Origin of the sequence: Nocardia sp. NPDC023852 (assembly GCF_040639505.1) — a bacterium.
Classification (GTDB): Bacteria; Actinomycetota; Actinomycetes; order Mycobacteriales; family Mycobacteriaceae; genus Nocardia.
The window spans coordinates 1-26,006 of sequence record NZ_JBFAAB010000046.1 but is presented as its reverse complement, the minus strand read 5'-3'; the positions used below and the strand labels follow the sequence as shown (position 1 = coordinate 26,006).

Annotated in this window: 28 protein-coding genes and 1 pseudogene; 16 read left to right on the top strand and 13 right to left on the bottom strand. The window is 65.3% G+C overall.

What is annotated here, in order from left to right; genetic code table 11:
• Positions 1-287 precede the first annotated feature (287 nt).
• The gene (locus AB0H00_RS31220) at positions 288-650 is read right to left on the bottom strand and encodes a MerR family transcriptional regulator (protein ID WP_357273383.1); all 363 of its coding nucleotides are present in this window, start codon (positions 648-650) and stop codon (positions 288-290) included.
• 67 nt (positions 651-717) lie between these two features.
• Between AB0H00_RS31220 and AB0H00_RS31215 the strand changes: the two genes are divergently transcribed.
• The 3 genes from AB0H00_RS31215 (at position 718) to AB0H00_RS31205 (ending at position 3,405) form a co-directional block, all read left to right on the top strand.
• The gene (locus AB0H00_RS31215) at positions 718-1,518 is read left to right on the top strand and encodes an alpha/beta hydrolase (RefSeq protein ID WP_357273381.1); all 801 of its coding nucleotides are present in this window, start codon (positions 718-720) and stop codon (positions 1,516-1,518) included.
• 5 nt (positions 1,519-1,523) lie between these two features.
• Complete coding sequence (locus AB0H00_RS31210) at positions 1,524-2,750, top strand: MFS transporter (protein WP_357273378.1); 1,227 nt, start codon at positions 1,524-1,526, stop codon at positions 2,748-2,750.
• A gap of 382 nt (positions 2,751-3,132) precedes the next feature.
• On the top strand, positions 3,133-3,405 hold the full coding sequence (locus AB0H00_RS31205; RefSeq protein ID WP_357273376.1) for a hypothetical protein: 273 nt from the start codon (positions 3,133-3,135) through the stop codon (positions 3,403-3,405).
• A 421-nt stretch (positions 3,406-3,826) separates the two neighbouring features.
• Here the strand turns inward: AB0H00_RS31205 and AB0H00_RS31200 are convergent, their stop codons facing one another.
• The 4 genes and pseudogenes from AB0H00_RS31200 to AB0H00_RS31185 form a co-directional block, all read right to left on the bottom strand.
• Entirely contained in the window at positions 3,827-4,777 is a 951-nt protein-coding gene (locus tag AB0H00_RS31200; RefSeq protein WP_357273375.1) for an AEC family transporter, read from the bottom strand.
• 91 nt (positions 4,778-4,868) lie between these two features.
• Positions 4,869-6,544 (bottom strand): annotated as a pseudogene (gene asnB, locus AB0H00_RS31195) (asparagine synthase (glutamine-hydrolyzing)).
• A 56-nt stretch (positions 6,545-6,600) separates the two neighbouring features.
• The gene (locus AB0H00_RS31190) at positions 6,601-7,515 is read right to left on the bottom strand and encodes a hypothetical protein (RefSeq protein WP_357273373.1); all 915 of its coding nucleotides are present in this window, start codon (positions 7,513-7,515) and stop codon (positions 6,601-6,603) included.
• 201 nt (positions 7,516-7,716) lie between these two features.
• Positions 7,717-8,055, bottom strand: a complete 339-nt coding sequence (locus AB0H00_RS31185; protein WP_357273370.1) for a hypothetical protein — start codon at positions 8,053-8,055, stop codon at positions 7,717-7,719.
• 583 nt (positions 8,056-8,638) lie between these two features.
• On the opposite strand from AB0H00_RS31185, the gene AB0H00_RS31180 reads away from it, so the two are divergent.
• From AB0H00_RS31180 to AB0H00_RS31150, 7 genes are all read left to right on the top strand, one after another.
• Positions 8,639-9,301 carry a hypothetical protein gene (locus AB0H00_RS31180; protein ID WP_357273368.1) on the top strand — a complete coding sequence of 221 codons (663 nt, stop codon included), beginning with the start codon at positions 8,639-8,641 and terminating at the stop codon, positions 9,299-9,301.
• Positions 9,286-9,981: a hypothetical protein gene (locus AB0H00_RS31175; protein WP_357273366.1), complete on the top strand. Its 696-nt coding sequence runs from the start codon at positions 9,286-9,288 to the stop codon at positions 9,979-9,981. Before AB0H00_RS31180 ends, AB0H00_RS31175 begins: the two co-directional genes overlap by 16 nt.
• The gene (locus tag AB0H00_RS31170) at positions 9,978-10,856 is read left to right on the top strand and encodes a DUF1932 domain-containing protein (protein ID WP_357273364.1); all 879 of its coding nucleotides are present in this window, start codon (positions 9,978-9,980) and stop codon (positions 10,854-10,856) included. The genes AB0H00_RS31175 and AB0H00_RS31170 overlap by 4 nt, the downstream gene beginning before the upstream one ends.
• A 742-nt stretch (positions 10,857-11,598) precedes the next feature.
• The gene (locus AB0H00_RS31165) at positions 11,599-12,813 is read left to right on the top strand and encodes a GNAT family N-acetyltransferase (RefSeq protein WP_357273362.1); all 1,215 of its coding nucleotides are present in this window, start codon (positions 11,599-11,601) and stop codon (positions 12,811-12,813) included.
• 109 nt (positions 12,814-12,922) lie between these two features.
• Positions 12,923-13,273 (top strand): class I SAM-dependent methyltransferase, encoded by a 351-nt coding sequence (locus tag AB0H00_RS31160; RefSeq protein WP_357273387.1) that lies wholly within the window; start codon positions 12,923-12,925, stop codon positions 13,271-13,273.
• Between the two features lie 61 nt (positions 13,274-13,334).
• On the top strand, positions 13,335-14,078 hold the full coding sequence (locus AB0H00_RS31155) for a YoaK family protein (protein WP_357273359.1): 744 nt from the start codon (positions 13,335-13,337) through the stop codon (positions 14,076-14,078).
• Between the two features lie 350 nt (positions 14,079-14,428).
• A complete protein-coding gene (locus tag AB0H00_RS31150; RefSeq protein ID WP_357273357.1) occupies positions 14,429-15,094 on the top strand; it encodes an L-threonylcarbamoyladenylate synthase in 666 nt (221 codons plus the stop codon).
• 7 nt (positions 15,095-15,101) lie between these two features.
• On the opposite strand, the gene AB0H00_RS31145 is transcribed toward AB0H00_RS31150, so the two are convergent.
• A complete protein-coding gene (locus AB0H00_RS31145; RefSeq protein ID WP_357273355.1) occupies positions 15,102-15,725 on the bottom strand; it encodes a carbonic anhydrase in 624 nt (207 codons plus the stop codon).
• A gap of 359 nt (positions 15,726-16,084) precedes the next feature.
• Here AB0H00_RS31145 and AB0H00_RS31140 point away from each other — a divergent pair, with 359 nt between their 5' ends.
• Both AB0H00_RS31140 and AB0H00_RS31135 read left to right on the top strand, forming a co-directional pair.
• On the top strand, positions 16,085-16,483 hold the full coding sequence (locus AB0H00_RS31140; RefSeq protein WP_357273352.1) for a hypothetical protein: 399 nt from the start codon (positions 16,085-16,087) through the stop codon (positions 16,481-16,483).
• A gap of 414 nt (positions 16,484-16,897) precedes the next feature.
• The gene (locus AB0H00_RS31135) at positions 16,898-17,563 is read left to right on the top strand and encodes a TetR/AcrR family transcriptional regulator (RefSeq protein ID WP_357273350.1); all 666 of its coding nucleotides are present in this window, start codon (positions 16,898-16,900) and stop codon (positions 17,561-17,563) included.
• Positions 17,564-18,091: 528 nt separating this feature from the next.
• Here the strand turns inward: AB0H00_RS31135 and AB0H00_RS31130 are convergent.
• The 4 genes from AB0H00_RS31130 to AB0H00_RS31115 form a co-directional block, all read right to left on the bottom strand.
• Positions 18,092-18,784: an AAA family ATPase gene (locus AB0H00_RS31130; RefSeq protein ID WP_357273348.1), complete on the bottom strand. Its 693-nt coding sequence runs from the start codon at positions 18,782-18,784 to the stop codon at positions 18,092-18,094.
• Positions 18,785-18,846: 62 nt separating this feature from the next.
• Positions 18,847-19,272, bottom strand: a complete 426-nt coding sequence (locus tag AB0H00_RS31125) for an NUDIX hydrolase (protein ID WP_357273385.1) — start codon at positions 19,270-19,272, stop codon at positions 18,847-18,849.
• A 34-nt stretch (positions 19,273-19,306) separates the two neighbouring features.
• Positions 19,307-19,552: an SDR family NAD(P)-dependent oxidoreductase gene (locus tag AB0H00_RS31120; RefSeq protein ID WP_357273346.1), complete on the bottom strand. Its 246-nt coding sequence runs from the start codon at positions 19,550-19,552 to the stop codon at positions 19,307-19,309.
• Between the two features lie 21 nt (positions 19,553-19,573).
• Positions 19,574-20,296 carry an SDR family NAD(P)-dependent oxidoreductase gene (locus AB0H00_RS31115; RefSeq protein ID WP_357273343.1) on the bottom strand — a complete coding sequence of 241 codons (723 nt, stop codon included), beginning with the start codon at positions 20,294-20,296 and terminating at the stop codon, positions 19,574-19,576.
• 159 nt (positions 20,297-20,455) lie between these two features.
• Between AB0H00_RS31115 and AB0H00_RS31110 the strand changes: the two genes are divergently transcribed.
• Positions 20,456-21,469, top strand: coding sequence for a sigma-70 family RNA polymerase sigma factor (locus AB0H00_RS31110; RefSeq protein WP_357273341.1), 1,014 nt, complete (start codon positions 20,456-20,458; stop codon positions 21,467-21,469).
• Positions 21,470-22,072: 603 nt separating this feature from the next.
• Here AB0H00_RS31110 and AB0H00_RS31105 read toward each other — a convergent pair.
• Positions 22,073-22,759, bottom strand: coding sequence for a hypothetical protein (locus AB0H00_RS31105; protein ID WP_357273339.1), 687 nt, complete (start codon positions 22,757-22,759; stop codon positions 22,073-22,075).
• A gap of 97 nt (positions 22,760-22,856) precedes the next feature.
• Between AB0H00_RS31105 and AB0H00_RS31100 the strand changes: the two genes are divergently transcribed.
• Positions 22,857-23,420: a hypothetical protein gene (locus AB0H00_RS31100; RefSeq protein ID WP_357273337.1), complete on the top strand. Its 564-nt coding sequence runs from the start codon at positions 22,857-22,859 to the stop codon at positions 23,418-23,420.
• Positions 23,421-23,703: 283 nt separating this feature from the next.
• Here AB0H00_RS31100 and AB0H00_RS31095 read toward each other — a convergent pair whose 3' ends face one another.
• Positions 23,704-23,949: a hypothetical protein gene (locus AB0H00_RS31095; protein WP_357273334.1), complete on the bottom strand. Its 246-nt coding sequence runs from the start codon at positions 23,947-23,949 to the stop codon at positions 23,704-23,706.
• A 701-nt stretch (positions 23,950-24,650) separates the two neighbouring features.
• Between AB0H00_RS31095 and AB0H00_RS31090 the strand changes: the two genes are divergently transcribed.
• Positions 24,651-25,301: a class I SAM-dependent methyltransferase gene (locus AB0H00_RS31090; protein WP_327113384.1), complete on the top strand. Its 651-nt coding sequence runs from the start codon at positions 24,651-24,653 to the stop codon at positions 25,299-25,301.
• On the opposite strand, the gene AB0H00_RS31085 is transcribed toward AB0H00_RS31090, so the two are convergent.
• A complete protein-coding gene (locus tag AB0H00_RS31085; RefSeq protein WP_357273332.1) occupies positions 25,292-25,567 on the bottom strand; it encodes a hypothetical protein in 276 nt (91 codons plus the stop codon). The two genes, AB0H00_RS31090 and AB0H00_RS31085, sit on opposite strands and share 10 nt — an antisense overlap.
• On the opposite strand from AB0H00_RS31085, the gene AB0H00_RS31080 reads away from it, so the two are divergent.
• Entirely contained in the window at positions 25,560-25,781 is a 222-nt protein-coding gene (locus AB0H00_RS31080; RefSeq protein ID WP_357273330.1) for a hypothetical protein, read from the top strand. The genes AB0H00_RS31085 and AB0H00_RS31080 overlap by 8 nt on opposite strands.
• Positions 25,782-26,006: the final 225 nt, after the last annotated feature.

The window sequence follows — 26,006 nt, the reverse complement described above, 5'->3', positions numbered from 1 at the left end:
TCATCGGGGTACTTCTTCGGTGCTGCCACGAATGACTCCTTCCATCGTCCTATCGGACCATGCACAGAGCCCTCCGAGAAAGCGGCGGAACCTCAGGACCGCGAGGTTGCCAGGCGTGGAACCTTCGATGGCCGTACAGAAGTGGAACAGGTTGTCGCACCGCTGACTGGCGGATACCGCGTTCCGGAACGCCCGCCCCGCGGCTACTGAGCGGATACGCCCAGCATATCGGAGTTCCGGTAGTAATCGCGGGGAGCCGGGCAACCCCTGTGCCGGGGCGGAACTTCTCAGGCGGAATCCGAGGACGATTCACCCTCGAGAAACGAGGACACCGCTGCGTGGTGGCTACTGAGGGTCTCCAGGTTGGATTCGATCCGCTTCAAGGTTGTTTGCATGGCTGCGACGATGTTGGGGCACAGTTCGAGCTGTGGGCGCGAGCCGCTGGCACAGGGCAGCAGTTGCGCGACGGTTTGCGAGTTGAACCCGGCGTCGAGCAGTGCCCGGATCTGGCGGACTCGCACCAGACACGCCTCGCTGTAGTCCCGGTAGCCGTTGCCGGTCCGTTCGGACGCGAGCAGGCCTTGCTCCTCGTAATAGCGCAATGCGCGCGTCGTCGTGCCCGAGCGGCGGGCGAGTTCACCGATCCGCATGCCGCGCCCTGCATGGTCCGGAGTTCGTCTTGACCTTCACGCCAACGTCAACGCTTAGCTTCGTCGCATGATTTCCGATGCACAGCGTCAGCAGTTGTTGGACCAGGTAGATGTCGTCGACAGCGGTACCGGTCCGGTGGTCGCCCTCGCCCACGGCGCCGGTGGTGGTGTCCGCGAGAACTTCGCACCGCTCATCGATACCATCGCGGATCGGCGTTTCGTCGGACCGTACTATCCCGGCGCCGGCAAAACACCGCAGGCGACCGCGCCGCTGTCGATCGACGAACTCGCCGACACCGTGGTCGCGACCGCCTTGGAGGCCGGTGCCGAACGATTTCCGATCGTCGGGCTTTCGCTGGGTTCTGCTGTCGCCGTGGCCGCGGCCACCCGGCATCCCGAGCACGTCAGCGCGCTGGTACTCACCGTCGGGCTGGTGTATCCGGACGCGCAGGCACGTGCACTGGGCCGGGTGTGGCGGCATCTGGCCGAGCGCGGTGATTTCGACATCCTGGCCGAGTTGCTCTTCTACGCAAACTCACCTGGAACGCTCACAAGTGTGTCCGAGGACGAGCACGCGGCGGCGGTCCGGCAGATCCGCGCCGGCTACCCCGTCGGCGGCGCCGATCATGTAGAGCTGGTGAGCCGCACCGATATTCGGCCGCTGCTTGCCGACGTCAACGTGCCCACCCTCGTCGTCGTGAGTGGCGAGGACCGGGTCGTGCTGCCGGATACCGTTCGTCAGTTAGCTTCCGGCATCGCCGGTGCCGAGCTGATCGAATACCCTTCGGCCGGGCATATTTTCACGCCTGCGGAAGCTGGGCCGTGGGTTGCGGAGGTGTCCGCCTTCCTGGACCGCATGCCGCGATGACGCAAATGGCCGCACCGCAAACGAACACGGCCGGTGCACTGTATGGACGATTGGCGGCGCTGGGCCTGGCACTGTTCGTGTACATGACCGCCGAGCTGTTCCCGATCGGCGCATTGAACGACCTCGCCATGGGATTGCACGTGGCCCCCGCCACGGCCGGGCTCCTGCTCACCGCGTACGCGATCGCGGCCGGGGCGGCGACGCTACCCGCGGTGTGGGCTTGTCGGCGGCTGGACCGGCGCCGCGCCCTCACTGTATCCCTTGTGCTGCTGGCCTTCTCGCAGGTCGCATTCGGTCTGGCTCCGAGCTTCACGGTGGCGGCATCGGCACGCGGCGTGGCGGCGGTCGCACACGGCCTGGTGTGGTCGCAGATCCCCGTGGTAGCGGCACGGTACGCACCGGACGGAATGCGCGGCCGCGCGACCGCAGCCGTCTTCGCGGGCTCTTCGCTGGGCCTGATCGCTGGTGCGCCGATCGTTACCGGCCTGGCACACGAAGTGGGTTGGCGCGCAGCCGCACTCGCGCTCGCCGGTGCGGCCGGCGCCACCGCGGTCCTGCTGCGAACCGTCTTACCCGAAACACCTCCACCACCGCGCGCGGTACGCACCCACAGAACATTCAATCTCGGACCGGTTCTCGTAGTCTGCCTCGTCACGACCGCACTGGTCCTCGGCCACTACGTGAGCTACACCTACTTCGCACTGCTGATCGCGCCGGCTGGGTTGAGCGGATCGCTGCTGGTGGTCGTTCTGGCCGGGTACGGCATCGCGGGCTTGTTCGGGGTGACTCTCGTCGCACGCGTGCTCGACGCCTATCCGCGTCGCACTGCTCTCACCGTGGCCATGACGCTGACATGCGCAATCACCGCGCTCGGCATCGCGCATCTCGGCTGGATCGTCTTCATCCTCGTCATGCTGTGGGGCGCCACCGCAGCAGCATTGCCGGTAATCCTGCAACACACCGTCCTCCACGCGGCTACAGACGATCCGGACATCCCGTCCGGCGCCTACGTCGTGTCCTACCAACTCGGCATAACCGGTGGCTCCGCACTCGGAGCCGCCCTGCTGAGCCACACCCCGGCCGCATCCCTGCCCTTATGGTCCGGTACCGCGCTGGCCGCCGGAACCATCTTGATGATCACTACACCAGCTGTTTTCGGACCTCGACAGCCCTCCCGCACGGGCCGCGCGCCCAGCTGGGGCAGCACACAAGCCAGCAGAAACCGCTGCTGAGCAACACGATCTGTGGCATTTCAGTCCGGGTGCTCGGCATGTACGCGCGGCCCGGTCGCGGGTCGTTGGTCCGGCCTGACGCCTCAACCTCGGACATGGACATGCCCCCGGAACAGATGCACCATCTTGTGGTAAGCGCCAGGTCGAAGACAACGAAGCATTCGATGTCCTGGAATCGGCTACTTATGGGATGCTCGGCTGCCGTCGCCATGATCAGCCGGCGTGACAGATCTGGAACATGTTTCCCGGGATTATCAGCCATTGTCGATAGTCCCACGATTGGCGACGCGGCAGTCGACGGCGAGTCCACTTGCATGGTGCAGAGAAGCGGCAACATCCGGTATCAGGCGTCGGGTGACCTTACTTTCCCGCACCTTTGTTCGTGTCCCCACCGGTGATGTCGTGGGTCGACTTCCCTCGCGACGGGTTCGAGTGGACCGGTCCAGGCGGAGAGCCGGTCTGGTACAACACTTTCCCCGACTCCCAGCGTGGCTTCTGCGGGAGCTCTGTCGCCGCCCAGGACGACGGTGACGCAGAACTGGTCGGCGTCACGATGATGAGCCTCGACGACCACAGCGCGTTGGTGCCAGTGCACCAGTCCTTCAAGGACAACGCAGTCACGTGGCTCTCGGTGATCGAAACCGCCTCCTCCTGACCCGATCCCCGCCGAGGAGCTGGACCGGGTCGTGGCCTACTTCTCCGGCCGTGGTCACCCGGTCACCGTCGCGCCGCACGCGCGGGCATCCACCGACTATCTGGCCGGGCCCACTGATGACCGGGCGCCGACCTGAATGGCGGCCTTCATCGACCCCGATATCGGTTTGATCGTGCCCGCCACCGGCGGCAAAGGCCGGCACAGCTGCTCGACGTACTCGATTACGACATCATCGACGCGAACCCGACGGTGTTCACCGCTTTGTCCGACCCCGTCGTTCTGGCCAATGCGGTCACCGCGCGCACCGGCCTGGCCAACCTTGATGCGGGTGATCGAGTATGGGTTTCGTTTCCGTGCCAACTGAATGATCTCCCATGCACCATACGGGCTGCACTGATCGCCTCGTTCACAGTGGGCGTGGTCATCGTGCGACCAGTGCCCATATCGGCAGTAACAGCAGTGCGACAATGGATGTCTTGACGACGACGGAGGCGGCTAGTTCGACTTCGGTGTCGTACTGCTGAGCGAAGATAAACAGATTCTGCGGCGCGGGCATGGCCGCGATCGGCACCACGTAGCCCAGCCACTCGCCGGTCAGGCCGAATACGTACCGGCTGATTGCGAGGGCCAGCAGCGGGAACAACACGCATTTGAAACCGATCAGCCAATACTCGTCGCTGGTCGTACCCCTAATCCGCAGGCCAGTGCCCCCGAGATGCAAACCCAGCGCGAACAATGCCACAGGCGATGCCGCTGCACCGGCCAACGACAACGCATCCAATGCCCAGCCAGGCACCGGCACGTGGGTGACGTTGGCGGCGATGCCCGCATAGCAGGCGAGTACCACTGGGGTGGTCAGCGCCGCCCACATGCCGCGCCGCACCTTGACCGGCGTGGGAACACCGACATCGTTGTGGCTGCCAGCGGACTCCATGATCGCGATCACCACCACAGTCAGCACACAAACCTGGAGCAGAATCACCGGAAAGATGGGCGAGGCGTCGCCGAAGAGCAGGATGAACACGGGGATCGCGAAATAGGCAGTGTTCACCTGGCAGGCACTCATGATCCGCAGCGCTGTTCCTCGGGTGCTCGACCCCGTCACAGCTCGCGCCACGATCGCGATGACCACCATGGCGGCCACGGCCGTCGCGGCGTAAGCACCGATCGCCGCGGCGTTGAATACCCGACCCAGGTTGCTGGCGTAAAGGCTGCCTAACAGGTAGGCGGGGATCGCGAAGCGAAATGCGAATTCGGAGAATGCTTTCGAGGTCGATGAGTCGATGATCTTGCGGCGGGCGAACACGACACCCGCCCCGAAGATCAGCGCGACCGGTGCCAGCTTTTCGATCGTGTCGACGATGCCGGTCACCGGCCGCTCCTCGCACCTGTCACCACTGCCATGTCTCCTCTCACAGTTGCAAACCCCGAACTGCCAGCCATCGCTCCAAGATCAGAATCGACTACAGCAACTGCGCGGTCTGGTTCGCAGGCCGGGCAGTCTGTCGCGCGAACAGCGACTTCACTTCCACCGCATTGAACAGGTTGCCGCTGCGTTCAGCGGGTAGCACGACGTCACCGACCATGTCGTAGAGCGGCTGCCCCGGTTGCATCATCGCTGTGATCGGCAGAGTGAACGGCTGCTTGTCCCGCTCGACGATGGAGGCGGGAAGCTTCCCGCGCGCGACGGCCGCGACCGGGGCCTTACCAGCGCCACCGGAAGTCTTCGCGCGTGCAGACAACTGGCTGGCGAAGGCCATGATCCGTGGTTGCAGGAACGGAACCCGTGCTTCGACCGCCCACGCCATACTCAGGTTGTCGAGCCGACGCAGAATGTATTCGGGAAACCGCCGAACGCGGTCGAAGTGCAGTAGCGACTCGAGCGCGCCGCGTTCTCCGAGGTCTCGGCTTGCGGCTACCTCGGCACCGACCAGATTGCTGAAGTATCCGCCATTGGTCAGGATTTCGTTGCGGAAATGGTCGCTGTAGAGGCCGGCGAGCACCGAGACAGGTGCGATGGCCAGGGTGGCTTGGTACCGGCGATGCCATCCCGGGCGGGTGTCGGCTGCTGCGGTGAGGTACCTGCGGTATCCGCGAACAGCTCGTCGGCGCCGTCGCCGGTGATCGCAACCTTGAACCCCGCCTCGTGTACCGCTTTGAACGACCCGAACGTCGACAGGCTGTGAGGGGCGTTGTTGGGTTGATCCAGATGCGCCACGAATTCGTCGATCAGGGTGGGGAACTCGCGTGGATCCAACTCGACTTGATGATGGCGTGTGCCGCAGTGCGCGGCGACCTGCGCCGCGAAGTGCCGTTCGTCGGCGGGCCAATCGCCGCGGTAGGAGACATTGAATGTGTCAACCTGGCTTGCGAGTTCAGTGGCGAACGCGGTGAGCAGACTCGAATCCAGACCACCGCTGGTGATCGCGCACACCGCGACGTCCGCGGCCAGCATCCTGTTCATCTCCTCCCGCAACAACTCCTCGAGTGTCTCGGCCGGGTCGGCGTCCTGCGCGAACAGTGGCGTGGGCATGGTGAACGAGGTTGCGCCCGGTCGACCGGAGGCACTGAATTCGACGACACTGCCCGGTGGCATGGTGCGCACCTGCGAGAAGATCGTCACCGGCCCCCAGACGGCCTTCCCACCGAAGTAGCGGTCGATGGCCAATCGGTCCAGTTCCGTGGGGAAGTCCGGGAACCTCGACAGTGCTCGCAGCTCAGAGGCGAAACACAGTCTGGCGCCGCTAACGTAGTAGTGCAGGCTTTTCATGCCCGCGTGGTCGTTGAACAACTTCAGGATCGGCTCCCCTTGGCGGCTGTCCACGATCGCGATCGCGAACATCCCCTCCAAATGCGTCACGAACTCGTTGCCGTAACGCTCATACAGCGGGAAAATGACATCACCGTCACAGGTGCCTTCGAACCGGAACCCGTCGCCTGCCAGCTGCTCGCGCAGCGAGACGTGGTTGTAGATCTCGCCATTGAATACACAGATCAGCCCGGGACCGAGGCGATAGGGCTGCCTGCCGTGATCGACGCCTTGTACCGCGAGGCGATTGCTTCCCAGAGCCCAGCCCGCCCCTACTTGCACGGTTTGCGCGTCCGGACCGCCATGGCGCTGCGCCTGCGCGACAGTCATCAGCACTGCCCGTTCGATCGGCCCACCACCAAGGTACCCATGGATTCGACACATGCTCAGACCGCCTTCACCGCGGCATCGACGCCCGACTGCCGCGCCTGCGGATAGTGCCGGGCCAGCCACTCGACCACGATCGCGATCTGATCGACCATGTCACCGATCTGCTGCGCTGTGGGGCTCACACCATGCCCCGGCAGTGCACTGTTGCCGGTCTTCAGATACACCGGCGACAGAATCCTCGCGAAGTCCGGCGCCTCATAGGTGCGGATGAAATTCCCCGAGGACGACGGGTTGTCGATGTGAACATCCAGCGGAACCGACACCGTCTGCCGCAATGCGGCAAGCATCGACAAACTCAGATCCCGCACCGGGTTGATGCTGTTGGCACCCAACGTCTCCAGCAGCCGCATCGAGGCTGGGTTGCCGTGCCCGCAATGCGCGGACACCTTGAAATGCAGCTCCGCCGGCAACTCTCCGCGTTGACGCAGGGAGTCGAGCGTGGACAGCAGGCCTTCGTCGTACACCACGATGCCACGCACCCCGAGTTCCACTCCGCGCAGGACATCTTCCAGCGCCCGCACGAGCTGTTCACCGCCGCGGAGCCGGTAGCCGATCCGCGCTCCTTCTTGCGTTCTCGCCGTCGCGCTGGTGTCGGTCGTGGCACGCGGTCCCACCGACATCAACACCTCAACGCCGTGTCGGCGACCCAGCTCGACGTATCGCCGGATCTCCTCGGCCGGATGCCGACACATTCCCTTGGTTTCGGTAATCCGGTTGATCCGGACACCGCGATCCTGCGCCTGTGACAGCAGAGATTCCGCCGCGTCCGCGGAGTTCACCGTGGGGACCTCGATCCGCCACCGGCCGCCATCGGGAAATGTTCGCGGTGAATCGTCGAGCCCGAGATCCGGGTCACCACCAGGCAAACCCACCCCCGCCAACAGACCACGCGCGTCACCATAGAAATACATAACCCAGCCTTTCAATTGGTTCGTCTACTCAACGACTTGCCTTGCCTGTCAACAGTTTTCGCTTAAAAATGTCCGCCCTCGCAATGGAGAAGCGGCCGCGGAGCGGATCGGTCTCGCGACACGACGCAGGATGCCAACGTCCAGGTCTTGGACAGCCCCGCCCGTCATCCACGCCCTCGCAATGCGAGGTGTTCTCGCTGGTCATTGGGCATATCCGTCCGCCCGCAAGTCGGGAACGACCCGGCCGGCCGCCACCAGGGTCCGGAACGCTGCTTGCTTGCGTGGGCAGGTGTTCGCGCGGCACTGCCGGTGCGATTGCATGGCATGGTGGGCTTGCTCGATGGTGAACGGCTGATCCGGTTCGCGGTGCGACAGACTGAACGCAGCAGCAGAGTCCTCGTCCCAGCCCGACCGAGGTTTCAGGTTGGCAATGCGGGGGCCGCCCGGACCGCGGCGGGGGCGTTCCCACCTGATGGCGACAACCACCACAGCGGTCGCCGCGGCGCAAGCCAGAACGATCGGGAATATGTACAGCGACATGATCTGGCGCCCCTTCAGTGCTCGTCGAGTCCGGCCGACAACAGGGCATGTGCGGCTAGCCATGTAAGGCAGCTCAGGTTGTGACCGCCGCGGTGCAGGATGTCGCGAGCCTGCGTGGCGGTGAGCCCTGCTTCGACCGCGCCACGGGTAGGACATCGGTCGTCGCAGACCGGGCACGGCTGACGATCTGACCGACCAGCCGCAGCTCTTTCCGGCCGGCTGGTGTCATGTTCATGCTGGTCAGGCGATGAATGCTGATACTTCGATCGCCAGATGCGCACGGTCATCAGGCGCCCTATCGTGGGTTTCATTCGATACCCTCCTCACCCGGGGGAATTCCATCCGGAACAGTGGGTTCGATCATGTGGCGGCGGCCACGGCCATGAGGTGGCCATTCGATAGCCATTTGGGTGCCATTCGAGTGCCGTGTATCTCCTGCGCGGCACGGGAGTCCGTAGCCTGAAATCGCACATGCACCGACAGTCAGTGGAATCAGCGAGAGGGAGGTCAAGATGAGCGATCGAGTTGCTCGCACGCGCCTCGAGCAGCATTGCGCCAGCGGCGGCTGACCATCGGCGAGTTCATGCGGGCTTTCAACCAGACAGCAGCAACCCTCACCCAGCCCTCCAGCAAAGACGGAAAGGTCTCGCTCTCACCGCGCCAGGCAACCCGATGGGTGACCGGCGGTATGACCAGGCTGCCGCGCCCGGCTGCATGTCGGGTGCTCGAGCAGATGTTCCGCGAACCGGTCGAAGAGCTGTTCGCCGAACCTGATGCGAGCGAACTCGGGCCACCCGACGCGATGAACACCAGCACGGCGCCGGGGGTGCTGGGCTCTCGCACGGAGGGCATACATTCTGCAGACCGGCCGCGACAGACGCGGTCACCGAGTTCCTGGGACGAGATCGAGGAGGCGATATCCATGGCAGCAGCCGAGTCCGCCCGGTTCGGCCAGTTCGCCGAGCAAACCAACGTGGGACCACACACCATCGAGCAGTTCCACGCCGACTTGCGGCGCATCGTCCGCGTCTACCCGAACCGGCCGGTGTATCCGTTGTTCGTCGAACTGCGCGCGCTTCGGGACCGCGCGTTCACCCTGCTGGAGGGGCGGCAAGCGCCCGGCCAGACCCGCGAGCTGTACTTCACCGCCGCCGCGTTGTGCGCCGTGCTGTCGAACGCATCGTTCGACTTGGGCTCGCGGCTGCTGAGACCCAAGCCCGCACTGCCTTCATGGCCGCGGAACTAGCTGGTCACAACGGGATGCGGGCGTGGATCCGCGGCACCCAGGCCCTCATCGCCTATTGGGACGACCGGCCCCGCGCCGCAGTCGATCTCGCCGAGGACGGATGGCGCTTCATGCCCGAAAACGGCACCGCCCGTGTCCGGCTCGCCTGTATCGAAGCCCGCGCCCGCGCCCGCCTACACGACACCCAAGGCACCGATGATGCTCTGCTGCGCGCCGAACAGGCCCGTCAGGCAATCATCGCCCCCGACGATCCGGGTGGCATGATGGCCTTCCCGATGGCCAAACAACAGTTCTACGGTGGGGCCGCCCGCTTGTGGCTCGGTGGCCAACCCAACCTTGCCGAGGCCGAACGACTCTCTGCCGAAGCGGTCGAACTATATGAGACCGACCCGCCCGAAGAACGTCGCCTCGGTGAAATGTCGCTGGCTCGTCTGGATTTCGCTGTCGCCCGCCTCGCCCAATCGGACCTCGACGGCGCCGCCGAACAAGTCGAGCAGGTGTTGGAAGTCGGCGGGCAACGCCGCACCGAATCCGTCGCACGCCGACTACTGCAACTGAGTACCGCCCTGGACCGTCCGCACTTCCAAACCTCAGCACTGGCGACAACCTTGCGGGAACGCATCAGCTGCTCACCCATCCGAACTCAACCGGCCCTGCCCAGCGGCGGGGGCGCCCGATGATCGCCGGACTCCTGCACCCCGGCCAGATGGGCGCCGCGATCGGTGCCCGCCTCACCCGGAGTGGCCACACTGTGTTGTGGCATCCGACCGGGCGCAGTGACGCGACCCGCCAGCGTGCACACGAGGCCGACCTTCACCCAGTCGAGGACCTCGCCGAGCTACTCGCCGAAGCCAGTGTGGTGCTGTCGATCTGTCCAGCCGCCGCAGCAGAGGAAGTCGCCGAACACGTCGCCGAACACCACTACCCCGGAATCTACGTCGACGCCAACGCGATCAGCCCTCACAGGATGCACCACATCCATGACCTGCTCACGAAAACCGGTGCAAGCGTCGTCGACGCCGTCATCAGCGGACCACCCCCACGCAACGACGCCCGTCCACGCATCTACCTCGCCGGACCATCCGGTGCGACCGCCGAAGCCCGGGATCTGTTCTCTACCAGTGAACTCGATACCACCGTGCTCGCAGACAAGATCGGTGCGGCCAGTGCCCTGAAAATGGCTACCGCGTCCTACCTGCGCACCAACCGGCTGCTAGCCGCCATCGCCCACGCCCTCGCCGACGAGCACGGCATCACCGACGCCCTAATCCGCGAAGCAGAGCAATTCGGCGCGACCGCGCTGGCCGACCGCGCATACCTGCCCAGCGTCGCCGCCCGCGCATGGCGCTGGGAAGCCGAAATGAGAGAAATCGCCCAGACCCTCGACGCATCCGGCCTCCCCACTGTCCTCGCCGACGGCAGCGCCGAACTGTTCCACCTGCTTGCCCCAGAGAAAAACCACTGGTCGATCACACCCGAAGCCGTGCTCGAACGACTGAAACTAGAACAGGCGGATGAGCGCCGAGGCCGCGATCCTCATCCCGACTCCGATTGATCACCAATAGAATTGAAGTAGATGCCAGCGAGGACGGCGCCACCGAAGTCGGCCTGACGAACATGTCCGTTCACGAATCCCACCGCACCCATCAACGGTATTTGAACCCAGCAAGGACCGCACCCACCGCCGACTCGACGACATCGACGCATCGCAGTGCATACTGCGCATGGTCTCGGGCCCCAACGAACTCGACGTACACCTCACCCACGCGCTGGCAAAGGCGTCACCGAACCATCCTGACCGTTTGCCAACGCCGGGTGACGCACTCCTTCCGGCACCGCTGACCTGGACAAGCAGCCTGGTTTGCCGCTACTGGCGCAGCTGTACCGCACCTTCTCGGAGGAGCCGAAGCTGTCAGTGGGCATCTGGACGTTGGCGGGGTCGTGCTCTGCCCGCAGCCCTGCCCAGCTCGGGTGGTGAAGCGCGCGCCGGCGAACTCCCGGTAGTAGACAGTGCCGGCGAGCGTCGGTTCTACCCACCGTGCCGGCCCAAGCCGTGGAACGGGATTGCCCGACGGCTTGTTCGTCGCCTCCCCCGCCCCGCCGTCACCTACGACACCCGCAATCGCGTACACCCGTCGACTGGGTAGCTATGCGGAACTGTTCGAAGACGACGCCGGCGAAGGCTGGCCCGAACTCCGCTCTGTGAGTGGACGGATGGCACCGAGCCGATCACCGCCTCGTACTCAGGGCGTGTAATTCGGGTGCGGTGGGACTGCGGTGCGTGTCATGGTCGGTGGATGGTGATCGCATCGGGTGTCACTCTGAGGTCGGCTAACGAACAGGACGCGGCCGCGATCCGGTTGCTGCTTGCGACGTCCTTCGGTGGGACGCCGGAACCTGACCCGGTGATAGTGGAGCAGGCCGCGCGGCTGTGGCCGGTCGAGCGTGCCCTCGTGGCGGTCGACGCAGACCGGATCGTCGGGCATACGCGGGAGGCGACGATGACACTGACCGTGCCGGGCGAGCGAACCGTGCAAGCATGCGGGATCGCGGCGGTCGCGGTGGCGCCGACGCATCGGCGGCGGGGAATCCTGCGGGCGATGTACACCGAGCAGCACCAGCGCACAGAGACGGCCGGGTTGCCGCTGACCATCTTCACTGCCAGCCAAGGCAGCATCTACCAGCGGTTCGGGTACAGCCCGACCGTGGTCGAGAACCGGGTGAGCATCGATCGCCGATTCGCCGAATTCCTTCCCACCGCACCGGATCCCGGCGGCGTCCATCTGGCACCGCTGGAGGACGCGATCCCATTGCTGCCGCCCATCTACGACCGCTGGCGACGCCTGACACCCGGTGCGCAAGTGCGGCCGGACCCCGCGTGGACGATCAACCTCGCCCACCTCGCCGCCGACCGCACCAGCGAAACCACCGGCGTGTTCGCACTCGTCCATCCCGACGGCTACGCCCTCTATCGGTACCACCACCGCGCGTCCGGGATGGAGGCCGAGGTCATCGAGCTGCGCGCGGTGACCACCCACGCGCATGCCGCGCTGTGGCGCACGATGCTGGGCCTGGACCTTGTCCACACCGTGCACGCCACGATCAGCAGCGACGATCCACTCCCCTACCTGCTCACCGATCCCCGACTGGTCCGCACCACCGGACGTTACGACGGGCTGTGGGCCCGGCTGATGGACATCCCGGCCGCCCTGTCCGCCCGCACATACCGGCGCGATCTCGATATCGTGCTCGCGGTGACCGACCCGTTCCGCAACGCGGGCGGCAGCTTCGCCCTCCGGGTCCGCGACGGCATCGCCGAATCCGAACCGACCACCCGCACAGCCGATGTCGAACTGGGTATCGATGTCCTCGCCAGCATGTACCTCGGCGCCCACCGCGCCCGCGCGCTGTCCGCTGCTCACCGCCTGCAGGCCGAAGACTCCCGGCAACTGCACGCCCTCGACGAAGCCTTCGGCACCGACCGCGACGCTGTCCTGGGCTGGTACTTCTGATCTGGATCCATTGCAGGTCTGGATCGAGACGCACAAGCGTTTCTTCGAATTCACGGATGACGTCAATGGCGCTGTTGTTGAGGCGCTTCGGCTCACCGGATCGTAGTTTCTGATCGATGTCGGCTGCGGCACAGCCGAATTCCTCAGCCATCTGGTCAGTGCTGGTCACATCGGCAGGCTGGCGGGGGTCGACACGTCCCAGTCCGCCGTCGAGGCCGCGTCACGTATCGAGGGAGTCGAAGGTATTCGTGCGGCGGCCGAGGAGATCCCCGTTGCCGACGGAGCCTGTGGCGTGATCACGGCAAGGCATATGCTTTATCACCTCGGGCAGCCCCTTCGCGGGTCCTGGAATTCCGCCGCGTCGTCCGCTCCGGCGGCGGGTTGCGGTTCGGGTTCGCTAGTTGCGTTGGTGCCCTGCGTCTTCCCACTCCTGGAGGCGAAGGTTCTCAGTTTTTTCTGAGGTAGCCCCGGTACGTTTTGTTCTGTTTGCCCAATGTCAGACAAGCAACTCGGGGAGCTGTATGCCTGCCATGAGCCTCACCGCGCCGCATCGCGCGCTCGTTCTCGCCTACGGATCATTGCTCGCAACTGTTGCGGGCTTCGTCAATGCCGTGGCCATCTTGACTTTAGCCGTCCCGGTTGCCAATGTGACCGCGACGACAACGCAGCTGGGGATGGACGCTGCCAGCCCGTGGATGTTCGAAACAAGCCTGCTCGCCGCGATCATCATCGGATTTCTGGTGGGAGCGGCGTCGGCCGGTGCGGTGCTGGCGCCGGCGAAAACACATGCGGGAGCTCGGCACAGCGCCATCATGACCGGTGAGGCGTTGCTGCTGTTTCTGGCCTTCACCTGGTCGGGAGACATGCTGTCGATCTTCCTCGCCTCGCTCGCCTGCGGGCTGCAGAACGGAACGAGTTCCAGTTTGCGGACGATGCAGATCCGCACCACCCATTTCACTGGCACCGTCACCGACCTCGGCCTGCTGATCGGGCGTTCACGACGGCACCGTTTCGACAGTTGGCGGGCCGCCGTGTTGTCGGCCACGGTCATCACGTTCATCACTGGCAGCGTCGCGGGTACCGCCCTCGGCAGCCGGATCGGCGAGGCGGCACTGCTGTTGCCCGCCGCGGTCTGTGTCCTCATCGCCGTGGCTGGGCTCGCCTACGACCGTCAACGTCACCTGCTCATGCCGTCGACCGAATCCGGGCCACGAACCACCGCCGATCGCGACGAGCCGGAACTTCGACGAGCCGGAGTTTCATAACAGCGAACCGGACGATGGCCCCGGCGTGAAGGAGACGCAGGCCCCGTGTCCGGCGAAGCATGGCTGGTGCGGAGTGCCGCGATCGAAGCACGATCGCGGCATTCCGGACGAGCGGTTCCTGGGGTGCGATGGTCCGGAACGCTGTTGCCCTAGAGGGGTTAGGGGGCTACGGGGTTGCGCCGACTGGAGTCGGCGCGGCACCGGCTGAGTCGGGCAGTGGTTCGGCCATCGTGGTGAGATTCTTCGGTGGGTTCCACCAGGCGCCACCCGGGCTTCGTTTTGCGCTATGACTGGCCGGAATCCTGGATAGGGTTCGGGATCGGGTGCGGCGCTAGTGAATAGAGGCGTGAATGCTTCGGTGGTATGACTGCCGAACGTCGGAACGTGCGGCGGGACAGGCCGCAGCTGCTGCGGCGGTGCGCCGTGGCGAGCTGGTGGTGCTGCCCACCGACACGGTGTACGGGCTGGCTGCCGACGCGTCCCATCCGGCAGCGGTGGGGCGGCTGTTGCGGGCCAAAGGACGGGGCCGCACCATGCCCTCGCCGGTGCTGATCGGGTCCCCGGCCGCGGTGACCTGTGTGACGGCCGGGCTTCCGCAATGGGCGTGGGATCTGGTGGACGCGTTCTGGCCGGGTGGTCTGAGCCTGGTTGTCCGGCAGGAGCCGTCGCTGCGGTGGGATCTGGGTGATACCGGTGGCACGGTGGCGGTGCGGATGCCGGCGCATCCGGTCGCCCTCGAGCTGCTCGCCGAGACCGGCCCGTTGGCGGTGTCGAGTGCCAATCGCACCGGCGCGCCGTCACCGCAGACCTGTGAGGCGGCCGAGCAGATGCTCGGCGCCAAGGTCGCGGTCTATCTGGACGCAGGACCGACTCCGGCCGCGGTGGCGTCCTCGATCGTGGATGTGACCGGCGCGGTGCCCGTGCTGGTCCGGGCGGGCGCGATCAGCACCGAGGACCTGCGCACCGTGATCCCGGACCTGCACGACACGACCGGCGCGGAGGCGACCGGCCGATAGGGGGTCGTTACTCGAGTTCGCCGATGTTGCCGATCACCCGGTTCAGGTTGACCCGGCCTTCGGACAGCTTGTAGGTGGCGCACGCGATGGCGAGCTCTCCGGCCTCGACCCGCTCGGAGATGGTGGTGGATCGCTGGGTCAGCAGTTCGCCGGTCTCGGCCACGTGCCGGGCTTCCAGTTCGTCGACGGTGCTGAGGCCGTCGCGGCGGCCGAGCAGGATCGACGGGGTGACCTTCTCGACGACGCTGCGGATGAACCCGCCGGGCACCGCGCCGGTGTCGAGGGCGTCGATGGTGGCCCGCACCGCGCCGCAGCTGTCGTGACCGAGGACCACGATCAGCGGAGCCTGCAGTACCTGCACGCCGTATTCGATGGAGCCGAGGACCGAGCCGTCGACGACGTGACCGGCGGTGCGGACGACGAACATGTCACCGAGGCCCTGGTCGAAGATGATCTCCGCGGCGACCCGGGAGTCACCGCATCCGAACAGGATCGCCGAGGGGTGCTGGCCACCGGCCAGCTTCGTCCGGTCGGCCGCACCCTGATTGGGGTGCTGCAAAGTGCCGTTGACGAAGCGGTCGTTGCCGTCGCGCAGAGTCTTCCAAGCGGTAACAGGAGTGGTGTGGGGCATATGCCCTATTTTGCATACGTGCCGTGGCCACTGCATCCCGGGTGGCCGATTGTTTGCCGCGCTCCAGGTTGCGGTCGTCGCCAGGCCATGATCATGAAGACCACGAGATACGGCACGGGTCGACGCGGCGTGCCGCCGGTTGCGGGCACACCGGTACCACTGGCGTACACCCCCGTCGCAGGCGGAGCGAACCACTACGGTTGTGTGATGGGAGTAACGGCGCCAACCCGGCCGTTCGCACGGCGGGCCGGCTTGACGATGTCGAGTCTCGGGAGCTGACCGACGACAACTACACGCATGCGGGTGATGACGGCCTCTCAGGTGACGTTCGGCGAACAGCCCACCGTGGTCGAGGTCGGATGGCCACACCCGGCACCGATGGCGCCGACTGCAGCTACAGGCTGCGCGGCCACGGGCAGTGGACCGTCCACGGAGCCGACGAGGTGGCCGCGCTCTACCGGGCCCTGACCGACATCGAGCAGCGGCTCACCCCCCGTCGCGGGAACCGCCCCGGCACAGCCCTCCGAGCGACGGCGGGATTTCCTGCCACGAGCATCGACGAGGTCGTAGCGCCGGACGGTGATTCGGTCGGCGAACTGGTGGCGACCCGCACGGTCGAGTCGGCGCACGGTAGGCACACGGTCACGATCGGGCGTCCGTTCCCCGTCGCGGACCTGGGGATCGCGTTGTGCCCGTTCCGGGTCGACGACCGTCCCGCGCGGTCGCCTCCGGCTGGGACGGTATCCAGGCACTGCTGAGCGCAGTAGTCATGATCGGCGGCTGGCTCCAGCTCCCACCAGAATGGCCCATCGCCACCCCTCCCACGGGACGATAACCAGTAATCCGGAGCGGCCTCGGCGAAGACCGGTGACGACAGCCCTTATTCCCGTTCGCCCGGCAGTCCGTCCCCCGGTCCCACACCGCCACGAACCGACTGGCCCACCACGGCACCGATGTCGGGTATCTCGTCACCGCCCGTACGACACCGCCACTTGACGGGATCGTCCGGTGATCCAGTTCCGGTGAGCCGATGCACTATCCGCAGCGGCTGCACGGCGCATAGGTTGAGCACTGCATGGATCCTGGGATCGGAGATGACGACCCGCGGCGGGCGCGCTCACAGGCTCCGGGATCCGGTGTCGGTACCGTGAGGAGCAGAGGAGACCAGGGCGGTGGATGCGAAAGTGGCGCGGGCCCGGCAGGAACGACGGCGCGTGGTCATGGCCGCGGCGGCGGGATTGATCGCCGCCTGCGGCTACCGCGCGGCGAGCATGGAAGAGATCGCGTGCCGGGCCGGGATCAGCAAACCGGTGCTGTACAAATCGTTCTCGAGCAAGCTGGAACTGTATCTGGCAGTCCTGCACGACGCCGTGCAGGTGCTGGAGGATACGCTCACTGCGGCGCTCGACCACGCCGAGAGCATGGAATCGATCGTGACGGCGACAGTGGCCGCAGTGTTCGACTTCGCCGACACCCACCCACGCAGCGCCGCACTGCTGGCCGACGCGGCCGTGGCCGAAGAGCCCTCCGCACAGCGCATGGCACACCAGGCCGCCGCGATCTGCACCGACACACTCTCACGGGCACTGACGCCGTTCCCCCTGCCGCGAGCGGAACAGGGCTGGCTGATCGCCGCTGAACTGGTCGCCATCGCCCAGTCGTGCGCGCGGGACTGGGCAGCCACCGGCAAACTCCTCCCCAAGCACGACGCCGTCGCCATCACCGCCGGGCTGTGCTGGACCGGCCTTGCCGGAGTCCGCCCGGCCCGCACCAGCAGCCACCATCACCATCAGCCCGCATCCGAGACCGTCAGATCCCGGCCTGGTGAACTCCGCTGACCAAACCATCTGGCGAACACCCGCGGAATACCCCGGGGTTGCTCGTCTGAGCGACGACGATCGGTAGCCGAAGATTCGATTCCGTAAACCGTTCCCCGACTCTCTTGCCTCGGCGGGGAGACGGCGAACCGCGTCGCGTGCGTCGTGCGGCAAGGCTTGCCCCGAGGGATGGTGGCCATCAGCAGGGACCGATGCTGCTGTGACGGGTGCGGCGGCGTAGAGCTGCAGTTGTTGTTCGAGGTGGGCGCAGTGTGCGCGCAGCTCGGCGTGCTCGGCCTCGAGTTTGTCGTACGGGCTGGGCGCCGCATCAGCGGCCGCCACCGTCGCCTCTTTGACGCGGGCCTGGAACAGTTCCTTGAGGTCGGTGTGCTGGTGGGTCAGATGCCAGCGGCCGAGTCCGGCTTCGACCGCGAGCTGGGAGATGCTGTGCCGGCCGGTCGAACGCAGCGGCTTGCCGTCCAGGAGCCGGTCCATGGCGGCGAGGATCTTCTTGCGGACCGGGGTCCTTCTCGGTCGCTGCGGTCGGTGTCACCGGTGGTCGTCCAGGATGATGTCGAGGCGATCGAGTTCGTGTCGTTCGCGGAGGTGCCGGATCGGCGGGGCGAGCGGGTCGGCGACAATCTCGGCGAGTTCGTCCCGGCGCCTGCGTAGTTCGGCGATACCACGGTCTGTCCTCGCTATGTTCGGGCAGCGGGGCCGGCAGTCGTCGATGTCGGGAGTGACCAGCGGGTCCTCGGTGTCGCCGCGCAGCTGGCCTGTTTCGGGTTGAACACGCAGGTCATGGCGTCGCCGTGGAAGATCTGCAGGCAACTCGGGCCACGACCGCTCCAGATCGAACCGAAGCACGGTCCAATACCCAGCACCCTCTGCAGTTCTCCTCGACGATCTCGGCCATCGAACCACAACAGGAAGACGGCTACAGAACCACAGTTTGTCCTGGAACGCGGCTTCGGCGACCACGCTGACACCGCTGCGGGCGAGCAGGGTCAGCACGTCGAAGAAGGTGTGCAGGACGGGGATGTCGAGGTCTTCGTACCCGGTGTTGCTGGTTGGTGCGGTGCCCGCGACCATGCCCTGCTTGATCTCGTCGCGAATGATCGCGGGGACGCCGATGTCGGTGGCAAGCGCGTGAGCCAGGGTCGACTTCCCTGAGCCTGGAGGGCCGGAAACGATGCCGATCACGGGATGCCGACGAGTGTTGACCATGTCGGATTCTGGCACGTCAGGCATCATCGTCGTTCGCGCTCGACGGCGGCCACCGCACTGGACCCCGGCCCACAGGTCTACGGCGCGCAGTAGCGTTGAATCTGCGGCCGATGCGCGGTCGGCCCGAGATCAGGGCTGAGCCTGATCCACAGGGCCGTCATCGCCGCCGAAACCGCCGGATGGAACGCCACCTCGGCGGGGTCGCGGTAGGCGAGTTCGGTTGCCTTGTCAGGTTCTTGCAGCGCAGGCTGACCGGCGACGCACTGCGCCCGGTAGAAGTAACCGGTCCAGGAAACGCCGTCGAACTCGTATTCATCGTGATGGACTTCCTCGATCTCCACGATCGTCAGGCCCATCTCCTCCCGTATCTCTCGGACAGCGGCTGCTGCGGGCATCTCATCTGGCTCGACTTTGCCGCCGGGTAGATTCCAGTACCCGAAGTGGTCACGGACCAGCAAGACCTGACCCACGGGGTTCACGACAAATACTCGGGCGAACGCGATCTGATGCGCACTCGCGGCAGAACTCCTTCGTTGATCAGTCGCACGCGCTGCGCGGGTTCAGACGCCGTGGCCAGGGCGGCGGCCAACAGGTCCAATACTGGGCAGGGTGGCTTTCACTCGGCGGTGATCCAGTGGACGTCTCCACCCTCGAGGCGGTACGTCCGGCGAGAAAGACCCGGGCCCCCTCGCGCGCGAACGTACGGGCGACGGCGTGGCCAATGGCGCCGCCGGCTCCGTAGATGACGGCGTTCTTGTCCTCGAGCAGCAAATTCGTGCTCATTGATGTGGTCCGCCCTTTCCGTTACGGGTTCTGTGCCGCGGAAATCAGCGCCGCGTTCTCGCGTTCGAGCGCCTTGACCGTGCCGCCGTTCCAGCCGTCGGCGAACGCCTGTGAGAAGGGGTCGGGGAAGATTTCGTCGTGGCCCTCCTCTACTCCGTCGAAGATGGCTTGGGCAACTGACGATGGTGACGCCTTCGGGATCGGGAGATCGCGCACCATGTCGGTGTCCACGGGGCCGGCCAGCACGGCGTGGACATGTACGCCCTGACCGGCGAGGGTGGCACGCAGGGACTGTGTCATGGAGAACGCGGCGGCCTTGGAGATCGAGTAGCCAGGACTGACTGGCAATGCCGCCAACGCCGCCATCGACACCACGTTGACGATCGCGCCCCGCGACTCGATGAGCCGGGGCAGGAGGGCCTGTGTGACGCCGTACGGGCCGAAGAGGTTAACTGCGAGATACTGCTCCAGGGCGGCGCGATCAGCGAGGTCTTCGTAGCCTCCCAGGCCCGCATTGTTGACAAGGACATCGAGCGAAGCAACGGCCTCGCCAGCGGCGGCGATCTGTTCGGCGTCGGTCACGTCCAGGGCCAGGGGCGTGACGCGCTCGTCGGGGTGAGTCAGGGGCTGCCGTGTGCCTGCGTAGACCCGTGTGGCGCCCCTGCTCAGGGCTTCGTCGACCAAAGCCCGTCCGAGGCCTCGGTTGGCTCCGGTCACCAGAACCGTTTTGTCCGCGCGAGTCATGTGTTCTCCTATCAGGCGAATGTGAACCGTCGATGGTGCAGACACCCCGACCTCGAGAAAATGGGCGGGCATGGAGCGCCCAGTTTGCGGCCCGGGCAGTGTCACCACACAGAGAAGACCGACAGCGGCGAGCCTGACACCAGGTAGGGGTGATGACACGTGACCGCGAGCGACCTGATCGCGAGGGCGCGGGCCGGGGACGACGAGGCGTTCCGACAGCTGACCGAGCCGCACCGCCGGGAGCTGCACCGACACTGCTATCGGATGCTCGGCTCGTTCCAGGACGCCGAGGACGTACTCCAGGACACGCTGCTCGCGGCGTGGCGCGGTCTCAACCGGTTCCAAGGGCGTTCCTCGATCCGCACCTGGCTGTATCGGATCGCCACCAATCAATGTCTTAACGCGCTTCGCTCGGCCAGCCGGCGCCCGGCAAAGGAGTGGGATGTGCCCGAGATCGAACCCCCAGAGCCGACCCGGCGTGGCGAGGTGGTGTGGCTGGAGCCGTATCCCGACGCGCTCCTCGACCCTGCGATCGCCATGCCGCTCGGCCCGGAAGCCCGCTATGAGCAGGCCGAGTCCATCTCGTTGGCTTTCATCACCGCGCTGCAGATCCTCCCCGCGCGCCAGCGCGCCGTTCTGATCCTGCGCGAGGTGCTCGGATACCCGGCAGCCGAGGTCGCGGACATGCTCGACTCGACGGTCGAATCGGTCAACAGCGCCCTCAAGCGAGCACGCACCACGCTGCAACGGCGACTCCCGTCGAGTACGGACGCCGATTCGCCTCCCTCGCCCGCCTCACCCGCCGAACAGGCACTCGTAGCGAGGTTCGCCCGCGCCTACGAATCCGGTGATATAGATGCCTTGGTCGCCCTACTCACCGACGACGTTCGCATCTCCATGCCGCCTATGCCCCTCGAATATGTTGGCCGCGACGCCGTCGCCGGCTTCTACGCCGCGCTCATGAGCGCCGACCGGACGTACCACATGGTGCCTACGCAGGCCAACAGCCAACCGGCATTCGGGACCTATTTGCGCTCGGCAACCGACGGCATCCGGCGCGGGACCGGACTTCTCGTCCTCACGCTTGCCGGCGACCGGATCAGTGCCGTGACCCGTTTCGACAACAGCGTATTCCCGTGGTTCGGGCTCCCCCGATCCCTTCCCCACCGCTGATTTCTGCCATCAGCCGCATCCCACGAAAGCCGGATCAATGATGATGGCCACGCACGATCAGACACGCCTCGGAAACCGAAAAAGACCCTCTGCGAGAACCTCCAAGCGGGCCATCTGACCTGGCTTACGCAATCGCCTGTACCTAGCGACATTAACCGGACTACGGGAACCCTGTGCCGAGTAGGCGATTCGAGCGATAAGCGGCATGAGCGCATGTCATCAGGTGCGGTCGAACTCGGCTCGCCTCCGAATCTGTTCCGAGTCAAGTTACGACCTTTTTTTAATCCGTGTAGGCATCGTCGGATGCCGACAACCAGGCCACTGTGCCGCCGCACCACGCTGAAAGCAGCAGGCACTCAACCTGGAACGCGGTCGGCATGCCCCGTAAGCCCGACATTGGCGCGAACAGCGCAGCACACGCCGCAACCCCAATGATGAGGGCTGCCCGGCGGGTCGATTGGCACGCCCCACAGTATGCAACGGCTCGCACCCAAAATCGGCACTACCGCGTGTTCTGAGCCGTAACCGCTCTGGCCCGCAGGCCGCCTCAGGGCGGCCGCTTCACAGCGCGGCCAGCGGGTGAGCGGATGTTTTGGCTCCCAGTCAGAGAGCTGACATTTCGGGATCGCCGATGATCTCAAGACCGACCTGCGCGGCCAGCCAGGTGGCCCGTTCGGGATAGAACTCTGCCGCGTGGATATGCACGGTGTGGTCAGGGCTCGATTCGTCCGGCCAGATGGTACGCGCGTTGATGCTGACCGTGATGTACGCACACTTCCCAGAAGAGTCAAGTTTCAGCTCTGGTACTGCCGGCCAGGCCGTGAAATCCCATCGAATAGCCGCCATTTCGCTGCCGACGGCCGCCAGTATCGGGGGGAGGTACTCCGGTGGCACACACCAGTGTTGGAAGTGGATCGGCAAGCTGGTGTAGGGGTCGTCGCCCCTTTGCGACGAGGGACTCAGTACTTGCTCTTCCTGTCCGGGGTCGATGCACCACCAATCAGCCTCGGGCAACAATGCCAACAGCCGTGTCAGCGTCCGTGTGCTCGTGACCGCGATGTCGAAGTCCAGCTCCAACTGGCTGGTATCAGCCAGTTCCAGCAGCTGGTTGACCACCCGCAGCGCCTCGTCGACATCCGGCGTCCGGAACGCCGGAAACGCGTATGAGTTACCCACCGGCAGAATTCTTGCAGCGGTGCAGACAACATGCCATCGCGTTTCATATCCGGAACTCGGGATGAGCGCGCGTTGAGAAGCTTTGCCGACCAACGGATCTGGACTGCTGACCACCGCCCGCCCAGCGGCAGATGAGTGCGTTCACCCGTTGGCAACAAGGCGCGAACGAGGGACAGCGCGCCCCCGAATTCTGTCCAGTAGGGTCACGACAATGGGGAGCGGCAACCGTTACGAGGCATACGAAGATGAGCTATGGGAACGGTTGGCCGGACTGCTGCCCTCGGCCGAGGACACCGAGAATTTTCGCGACTGCCGAGAATCAGGCCACCAAGAAGCCGGGCTGTGGATCTTGATGCAACGGCTTCTCGAGCACCAGATTCCGATCGACGACCGAACACGCGCCGAGATCGAAATTCTCGCAGAGCAGTGGGGCGAACGGTTGGCCCGCCATGACCAGATCACCGCGTGCGTCAGGGATTCCACCGATGACGGTTCCATACGACTACTCCCCGATGATCGCGCGACACCAGTCCATCCAGCCCAGATCGGCATCACCGACGCTGCGCTGACACGCCTACTCGTCGTCCCATGGCTCGAATGCTTGCGATGCGAACGAGTGCTAGCGCGGGTCCACGCGCAGGAGCCATGGGGAGACTTGAGCTACCTGGCCACTCACTACATCGTCTGGCATCGCACCCCGTCGGACGGGCCCCTGGAGACCTTCGACGAGCCCGACCTGCACAGTGCCTTCGAACTGCTCATGAACTGCGCGTGATCCGACCAATGCACTGAAATCGGCATGGGCGTGCGTTCGCGAGATGGACTGGTGGCCAACCGAACCCGCGCGCACAGCGGCATTTTCGTGCGTTCATGCGGACAGAGCGGAGACCATGCTGACCGCCGATCAGTGATCCTTACCGAGGACCTATACGAACGTCGGGAAGCCGTGTCGACTCAGGATCTCGGCGACCCCCCGACACTCGTACCACAGCCTGCACGCCAATCGCTACGCGCCAGGGATTCGGGTCCGAGCCACACTCCGACTCGGCCCGAGACTGCTACTTCTGTCCATAGCGCTCTTTGACCGCGCGCTCACAACATTTTTGCGCCGCCGGGTCTTTTTCATTTTCATCGCGACATTCCTGCAATTGCTGCTGATACGACTTCTGAGGGTGGTGTGGGCGCTGGGCCAGGTCGGTGTTCTCCGTCGAGGACGAGGAAGGCGCGGCACCGAAATCGATGTCGTCCTGCGCGGCCGCGGCAGGAGCAGCCACGATCAACGAGGTCAGCGCGACCGCCGCCACACCGGTAAGCACGGAACGTACAGATAACACAGGACCTCCCATGGTCAAAGGAATTCGTTGCAGGTCCCCACCATCCTTTCCCTCGACCAGGCCTGCGGCCGACAGACACCACCACCGCCGCGTGCTGCCATGCCGTGACCCCACTCACTGGTAGCGGGTCATCTCTTTCGAGCAACCAAAGCAATGGTGCCTCCAACTCCGAGGTTCGACTGAGATCAGGACATCAGCCAAACGATGCACGATCATCGGCATGTGCGTGCCTTCGCGAGATGGACTGGTGGCCAACCGAACCCGCGCGCACAGCGGCATGAGCGTGCGTTCGAAAGACGCCGGGATGGGCATGGTCAGTTAGTTCAGAGAAGCATGTGTCCGATGTTCACTCCTGAGACCGGACCCGGTCCAACGAGCCAGGCTCGAAGAGATCCGCGTCAATCTCGAAGCCCGCATCATTGAGGCCAGACGCGAGGGCTGGCTCGGCGAAGTCGAGGGCCTGCAGGTCAGCTACAGCGGCGTCAACGACAAACTCGCCCAGATCGACGCCACGCTCCAGCGAACCACAGCAGCGACCGAACTCGGCATCCCGGATTCGATGCCATTTCCGGAAGGACTACTGCCCCATAGGAATAGCTCAGATGCTCCTTAATCCAGCCGCCGCAGCGTCGGTCAATGGCGATTGATGGTTACGGACTACCCTGCCGGTGATGAGCGCAGACGACTGGTTGACCGATACCCGAATCTCCTACGACACTGTCGCGCTGAGCTATGCCGACCAGGTGCGCGATGCCCTGGCTGGACACCCATACCTCCGTGCAGCTCTGGCATTGTTCGCAGACAGCGTGCGGGCCGCTGGCGGCGGGCTCGTAGCCGATGTCGGGTGCGGTCCCGGACACGTTACCGCCTACTTACACGAGCTGGGTGTTGATGCCTTCGGTGTCGATCTCTCCCCTGGGATGATCGAGGCAGCTCGGCGTGACCACCCTGGACTGCGGTTCGAGGTGGGTTCTATGACGGAGCTGGACTTCCCGGCAGCCTCGATGGCCGGCATGCTGGCTTGGCAGTCGTTGATCCACGTCCCCGACGACGAGGTCCCGGCCGTGCTGAGGCACTTTCATCGAGTACTGCGTCCCGGCGGACCACTGCAATTACTGTTCCACGTCGGCACCGAGTCGCAGTTGAAAACCCAAGGCTACGGCGGTCACCCGATGAATGTCCATGTCCACCGTCGGCAGCCGGACCTCATGACGACCTGGCTGCGTGATGCCGGATTCAAGGTCGAGGCTCACATGCTGCTCGCCCCGGAAGAGAAAGCTTCGCAAGCAATACTTTTCGCACGTCACCAGCCCTACCAGTAGTTCAGAGAAACAGGCGTGCTCATGCCGGCAGGGACTGCCGTAGGGGCGTGAGCAGGTGCCCAGTTCGAGTTTGCGCAGCTCGAAGTGCTGCTGGAACTCGCGCCATTCCTGATCGGTGGGATCGCGGTATTCGGCTTGCGGGCGCTGGCGCGGCGATTGTCGAGGAAGGCCCGGTAGGCGCGCACGAGGTGCTCGTCGAAGACCGCGACATAGGTTTGCGTGGTGTTGACGTTCTTGTGCCCCAACAGTTTTGCCGCGATGTGCACCTGCAGGCCGTTACTGACCGGCCTCGGTGGCCCACAAGCGGCGGAAGTCGTGCGGGGTGTAGCGCAGCGGCTGGCCCGCGGCGGGGTGGTACTCGACCAGGCCGGGCCCGTGCTCGCGGTGAGCAGGCGCGCCGATGACCAGGCCGCGGGACCAGAGCTGGCGCGGCTCGTGGACATACTGGTCAACGCCACCCGGGCTCGCGCTGTCGCGTAGGGCCGATAGCAAACGAACAGGCCGCTGCATCCGCATCCTGACCGACACGAGCCATTGGCCACCTGCACGGGTCCGCGCTCATCGGCTAGTTAGGCGCATGGCGATGCCCGGGTCTGTGCTCGCTCATCGGCTTGGTCTCAATGGGTCAGCGCAACACTGGAATCTCCTGGTGAGGAACGGATGTGATGCGCGATGGCTTCGAGCAGACCACTGTCGGAGAAAAGA

Bases quoted from the DNA above. Each gene is read 5' to 3' on its own strand.
- AB0H00_RS31145 (WP_357273355.1), bottom strand. From the start codon at position 15,725: ATGCCCCACACCACTCCTGTTACCGCTTGGAAGACTCTGCGCGACGGC.
- AB0H00_RS31190 (WP_357273373.1), bottom strand. From the start codon at position 7,515: ATGTATTTCTATGGTGACGCGCGTGGTCTGTTGGCGGGGGTGGGTTTG.
- AB0H00_RS31165 (WP_357273362.1), top strand. From the start codon at position 11,599: ATGGTGATCGCATCGGGTGTCACTCTGAGGTCGGCTAACGAACAGGAC.
- AB0H00_RS31090 (WP_327113384.1), top strand. From the start codon at position 24,651: ATGAGCGCAGACGACTGGTTGACCGATACCCGAATCTCCTACGACACT.
- AB0H00_RS31080 (WP_357273330.1), top strand. From the start codon at position 25,560: ATGTGCACCTGCAGGCCGTTACTGACCGGCCTCGGTGGCCCACAAGCG.
- AB0H00_RS31185 (WP_357273370.1), bottom strand. From the start codon at position 8,055: ATGTCGCTGTACATATTCCCGATCGTTCTGGCTTGCGCCGCGGCGACC.
- AB0H00_RS31215 (WP_357273381.1), top strand. From the start codon at position 718: ATGATTTCCGATGCACAGCGTCAGCAGTTGTTGGACCAGGTAGATGTC.
- AB0H00_RS31150 (WP_357273357.1), top strand. From the start codon at position 14,429: ATGCTTCGGTGGTATGACTGCCGAACGTCGGAACGTGCGGCGGGACAG.
- AB0H00_RS31140 (WP_357273352.1), top strand. From the start codon at position 16,085: ATGGCCACACCCGGCACCGATGGCGCCGACTGCAGCTACAGGCTGCGC.
- AB0H00_RS31175 (WP_357273366.1), top strand. From the start codon at position 9,286: ATGGCCGCGGAACTAGCTGGTCACAACGGGATGCGGGCGTGGATCCGC.
- AB0H00_RS31220 (WP_357273383.1), bottom strand. From the start codon at position 650: ATGCGGATCGGTGAACTCGCCCGCCGCTCGGGCACGACGACGCGCGCA.
- AB0H00_RS31170 (WP_357273364.1), top strand. From the start codon at position 9,978: ATGATCGCCGGACTCCTGCACCCCGGCCAGATGGGCGCCGCGATCGGT.
- AB0H00_RS31115 (WP_357273343.1), bottom strand. From the start codon at position 20,296: ATGACTCGCGCGGACAAAACGGTTCTGGTGACCGGAGCCAACCGAGGC.
- AB0H00_RS31210 (WP_357273378.1), top strand. From the start codon at position 1,524: ATGGCCGCACCGCAAACGAACACGGCCGGTGCACTGTATGGACGATTG.
- AB0H00_RS31100 (WP_357273337.1), top strand. From the start codon at position 22,857: ATGGGGAGCGGCAACCGTTACGAGGCATACGAAGATGAGCTATGGGAA.
- AB0H00_RS31180 (WP_357273368.1), top strand. From the start codon at position 8,639: ATGCGGGCTTTCAACCAGACAGCAGCAACCCTCACCCAGCCCTCCAGC.
- AB0H00_RS31155 (WP_357273359.1), top strand. From the start codon at position 13,335: ATGCCTGCCATGAGCCTCACCGCGCCGCATCGCGCGCTCGTTCTCGCC.
- AB0H00_RS31120 (WP_357273346.1), bottom strand. From the start codon at position 19,552: ATGAGCACGAATTTGCTGCTCGAGGACAAGAACGCCGTCATCTACGGA.